The organism is Planktotalea sp., assembly GCF_049680325.1.
In the GTDB taxonomy this organism is placed as follows: Bacteria; Pseudomonadota; Alphaproteobacteria; order Rhodobacterales; family Rhodobacteraceae; genus Planktotalea.
Genome location: NZ_JBAUHO010000269.1, coordinates 1 through 4,393 on the forward strand (window position 1 = coordinate 1; position 4,393 = coordinate 4,393).

The window sequence follows — 4,393 nt, forward strand, 5'->3', positions numbered from 1 at the left end:
ATAGAGCCGTATGCGGCTACTGCGAGGCCAACAACTGCAGCTGTCAGAACAACCCAGTCAACTGTTACGGCGCCATTTTCGTCACGTGCGAATGCTTTGATGAAGTTAGTCATGTTGTATTTCCTTCTAAGGATCAGGTTTCATTTTACTCCAAGCGCTGGGTAGTCTGCTCCGCCTCTTTGTGCGCTGCGGCCCGTTACTTGATATGGTTTGTATCAATTGCAAGTTGGGCGCGAATGTGGCGTGTGCGGGGCTATTTTTGGCAATTAACTTTTTCTTTAGAACTATGTGCTTTCGCGCCAAACGGGCGGTGTCGGTCAATTGAGCAGGCAAAGAAAAATAGCCGACCCGCTTCCGGATCGGCTATTTTGTTTGGTTGACGCGCTATGCTGAAGCAGCGTTGGCCTAAAAACCTGCAACAAAGTTGTTGAGCGCGACATCGGGGTCAACGTTCACAACCTTTTCAGGACCGCTGTTCATGCCCGCATAGCCAATGACGCCAAATCCGACGACAGCGGCGACGAGAACCAAGAATTCGGTCGTGACGGCACCGCCTTCGCGTTTGGCAAATGATTTGATTAGATTTTTCATGTCGATGTTTTCCTTTATTTGGTGGCGTTTGGCCCGAAAATGTTTGTGTTCAGTATTTGGGATGATGCCCTCGACAGTGGGTGTCACATAAAATCTTGGCAGTTTCGTGGCATCTAGCGAGAAATATTGGTTAGGCTTTGTGTGCCTAAAGCGACGAATTTTCTGCAATCTGTCAGCGCGTATGGTTTTAGGTGCAATTCTTTATAAAACCTTGGATACTGGGTAAAACGCAAAAGACGTTTGTTGGATTGAGCATGATGAATCGCCCTTTTGTCGCATTAAAGTGTCTGATGTTTGCATCGGCGATGCTGGCTGTCGGCTCGGCCCAGGCCGAGACGAGCAAACCCAAACCGTTCCCTGAGTTCTCGGCCAAACGGCAAAAACCGCCAAAAGCTGGTAGCCGCAAACGCATTACCATCCAGATCACGCCGCAAGGGCCCAAAGCAGGCGCTGTGATAAGTGGTAAAGCGAATGGTCAAACAGGAGGCGGGAGCGCGGGAACGCCAAAGTCCGCTTCATATGGTTGGTTCTGGGAGACGGTTGCTAGCGATCTTGGCAGTAGCGCGGGGCGCTACCAGTCTGCCTTGAACCGTCTATCCAATCCCCCCTCTGGCAGCGGTGTTCGCGCACCGCGTTTGCAAACATTGCATACGATCAGTCAGGCCCATGGCATTGATATTCTCAAAGCGACCGTCGGGAAAAAGGTATCTCCAGCGCTGGTTCTTGCCGTGATCGCGGTTGAATCAGCGGGCAAGGCCGATGCTATCAGCTCGGCAGGGGCACAAGGGTTAATGCAATTGATGCCCGACACGGCAACGCGCTTTGGCGTGAGCGACGCGAGCATTCCTGCGCAGAATATTTCTGGCGGTGTGGCCTATCTTGACTGGCTGATGGGAGAGTTTTCAAATGACCCGGTCTTGGTTTTGGCTGCTTATAATGCGGGCGAAGGGGCCGTGCGCAAAAATGACGGTGTGCCGCCCTATGCGGAAACGCGTGATTATGTGCCAAAGGTGCTGGCCGCGTTTCAGGTCGCGCGCGGGCTGTGCGTGACTCCGCCGCAATTGGCCACGGATGGCTGCGTTTTCAAGAAACTCGGCGGGTAAAGTAGGGCACGTGATATCACGCACCCTACATTTTTGTTAAACGATTGTCGCTTCTGTCGCTGCGCGCAGCTCGTCTTCGGTAACGCCGTCCGCGCATTCGACGATCTTCAAGCCACCCTCGACAACGTCAAGCACACCAAGATTGGTGATGATGCGATCAACAACTTTCTGACCCGTCAGTGGCAGCGTGCATTCTTTCAGCACTTTGCTGTCGCCGTGTTTGTTGGTGTGATCCATAACGACAACAACGCGGCCAACGCCTGCAACCAGATCCATCGCGCCGCCCATGCCCTTGACCAGCTTGCCGGGAATCATCCAGTTCGCCAGATCACCGTTCTCTGCCACTTCCATCGCGCCAAGGATCGCCATAGCGATTTTACCGCCGCGGATCATGCCGAAGGACTGGGCGCTATCGAAATAGGCCGTCTGCGGCAGCTCTGTGATCGTCTGCTTGCCTGCGTTAATCAGGTCAGCGTCCTCGTTGCCCGAGATCGGGAAAGGGCCCATACCCAGCATGCCATTCTCTGATTGCAGCGTCACTTCAACGCCCTCGGGAATGTAGTTGGACACCAGCGTCGGAATGCCGATGCCAAGGTTCACATACCAGCCATCCTGAAGTTCGAGTGCGGCGCGCGCCGCCATTTGATTACGATCCCACATGACTTATGCCTCCCGCACTGTGCGTTGTTCGATGCGCTTTTCGTGATCGCCCTGAATGATACGGTGCACATAGATTCCCGGCAAATGGATGCTGTCAGGATCTAGCGAGCCTGTCTCAACGATCTCTTCGACCTCGACGATGCACATCTTGCCACACATTGCAGCGGGCGGGTTGAAGTTGCGCGCGGTCTTGCGGAACACGAGGTTGCCCGTTGCATCCGCTTTCCACGCTTTCACGATGGCGAGGTCTGCGAAAATGCCGTTCTCCATGATGTAGGTTTCCATCGCGCCGTCAGGGCCGGTCGGAAATTCTTTATGCTCTTTGCCCTCGGCAATCACCGTGCCGACACCCGTTTTGGTGTAAAAACCGGGGATGCCGCAGCCGCCAGAGCGCATGCGCTCGGCCAAAGTGCCTTGGGGGTTGAATTCCAGTTCAAGCTCGCCCGAAAGATACTGACGCATGAATTCCGCGTTCTCACCCACGTAGGAGGAGATCATCTTTTTTACTTGCTTGGTTTGAAGCAAAATGCCGATGCCGAAGTCATCCACGCCCGCGTTGTTGGACGCAAATGTCAGCTCCTTCGTGCCTGCTTCCTTGATCGCTTGCAAAAGCAGTTCTGGAATGCCGCACAGGCCAAAGCCGCCCGATGCGATGAACATGCCGTCAAAAAGCACGCCCTCCAGAGCCTCGGCAGCGCTGCCATAGACTTTTTTCATGAAAATTCTCCTGACCCTAAGTATCGCGCAAATATGTGACGAAGGGTCAGGCGAGAGTCAATGAATATGCCGCGCTGCGGCGACAGTTAGATGACCCGCACCTGCGTGCCGATAGGTGTGAGCGCAAAAAGCTCTTCGATCTTCTCATTATAAAGACCAATGCAGCCCGAGGACGAACGCCGTCCGATCTTGCGGGTGTCATGCGTTCCGTGGATCAAATAGGCGGGCCAGCTGAGATAAATGGCGTGCGAGCCAAGCGGATTACCCTCGCCTGCTTCCATATGATCGGGCAGGGTTGGATCGCGCTCGCGCATGCTTTTGGTCGGAGTCCAGGTCGGACCGACCTTCTTGCGCACGACTTCAGTATACCCGCGTTTGGTTAGGTCTTCGCTCATCGGGACCGAGGTCGGATAGATGCGATAATCGCTTCCATCGGCGCTCCAATAATGCAGTGCGCGTGACGTGGTATCGGCAACGATCACGCCTTTGCCTAGGCTTTCGAAGTGGTCGCGCCAATCTTGGGTCACAAAGCTGGACGCATTACGGCGTACCGCTGAAAGTTCGATTGGGGTGGCATCTTGAGCACGCAAAAGAGCCGGGGCGGCGAAAGCAGTGGTCAAGCCCAACAGGGCACTACGGCGGGTCAAATTAGATGTCATCTTATGGTCCAAATGAAGAAAGCTGCACTTTGATGCAGCTTTCTCACGAGTTCGTCTCATATGCTATTCACATTTGAGTCAACGGCGCTATTCCGCCTCTTTCTTTTTGGCGGCCGCTTTTTTCTTGGGCGCGGCTTTCTTCTTGCCACTTTTCGCAGCGCGTTCGGCGATCAACTCCACGGCCATTTCCATGGTTATTTCCGCAGGCTCGGTGCCTTTCGGGATCGTTGCGTTGATCTTTTCCCATTTCACGTAGGGGCCATAACGCCCTTCCATGACATTGACCGGGCCGCCATCGCTGGGGTGTTCGCCAAGCTCTTTGAGCGGTTTCGCGGCCGTGCCGCCGCCGCGGCGCCCGGGGTTCGCGCGCTTTTCAGCGAGCAATTCAACCGCGCGGTTCATGCCGATTTCAAACACATCATTGGGGTCTTTGACGTTCACATAGACAGGTTTCGCATCTTCTGGGCCTTGATGCATAATATATGGACCAAAGCGGCCGAAGTTGGATTTAATCATTCCGCCTTCAGGGTGTTCGCCAATCTCGCGCGGCAGACTGAGCAGGGTCAGCGCCTTGGCAAGATCCATGTCGTCCTTTTCCCAGCCACGCGGCAGCGACGCGCGCGGCGGCTTTTTATTTTCGGGGGTCGGTTCGCCGCGTGGAAC

The 4,393-nt window shown here is 54.7% G+C and carries 6 protein-coding genes; 1 reads left to right on the forward strand and 5 read right to left on the reverse strand.

Annotated features, from left to right (window positions below):
* Positions 1-405: 405 nt before the first annotated feature.
* Positions 406-591 (reverse strand): hypothetical protein, encoded by a 186-nt coding sequence (locus WBC85_RS12340; RefSeq protein WP_424437492.1) that lies wholly within the window; start codon positions 589-591, stop codon positions 406-408.
* Between the two features lie 257 nt (positions 592-848).
* Here WBC85_RS12340 and WBC85_RS12345 point away from each other — a divergent pair, with 257 nt between their 5' ends.
* Positions 849-1,694 (forward strand): lytic transglycosylase domain-containing protein, encoded by an 846-nt coding sequence (locus tag WBC85_RS12345; protein WP_424437507.1) that lies wholly within the window; start codon positions 849-851, stop codon positions 1,692-1,694.
* Between the two features lie 36 nt (positions 1,695-1,730).
* Here WBC85_RS12345 and WBC85_RS12350 read toward each other — a convergent pair whose 3' ends face one another.
* The 4 genes from WBC85_RS12350 to WBC85_RS12365 form a co-directional block, all read right to left on the reverse strand.
* Entirely contained in the window at positions 1,731-2,354 is a 624-nt protein-coding gene (locus WBC85_RS12350; RefSeq protein WP_424437495.1) for a 3-oxoacid CoA-transferase subunit B, read from the reverse strand.
* A 3-nt stretch (positions 2,355-2,357) separates the two neighbouring features.
* Positions 2,358-3,071: a CoA transferase subunit A gene (locus WBC85_RS12355; protein ID WP_424437498.1), complete on the reverse strand. Its 714-nt coding sequence runs from the start codon at positions 3,069-3,071 to the stop codon at positions 2,358-2,360.
* 86 nt (positions 3,072-3,157) lie between these two features.
* Entirely contained in the window at positions 3,158-3,730 is a 573-nt protein-coding gene (locus tag WBC85_RS12360) for a L,D-transpeptidase (protein ID WP_424437501.1), read from the reverse strand.
* Between the two features lie 87 nt (positions 3,731-3,817).
* Positions 3,818-4,393 (reverse strand): topoisomerase C-terminal repeat-containing protein (locus WBC85_RS12365; RefSeq protein ID WP_424437504.1); only part of this gene is annotated, 576 nt, incomplete at its 5' end.

Coding starts and splice junctions, on each gene's coding strand:
- WBC85_RS12345 (WP_424437507.1), top strand. CDS start 849: ATGAATCGCCCTTTTGTCGCATTAAAGTGTCTGATGTTTGCATCGGCG.
- WBC85_RS12360 (WP_424437501.1), bottom strand. CDS start 3,730: ATGACATCTAATTTGACCCGCCGTAGTGCCCTGTTGGGCTTGACCACT.
- WBC85_RS12350 (WP_424437495.1), bottom strand. CDS start 2,354: ATGTGGGATCGTAATCAAATGGCGGCGCGCGCCGCACTCGAACTTCAG.
- WBC85_RS12340 (WP_424437492.1), bottom strand. CDS start 591: ATGAAAAATCTAATCAAATCATTTGCCAAACGCGAAGGCGGTGCCGTC.
- WBC85_RS12355 (WP_424437498.1), bottom strand. CDS start 3,071: ATGAAAAAAGTCTATGGCAGCGCTGCCGAGGCTCTGGAGGGCGTGCTT.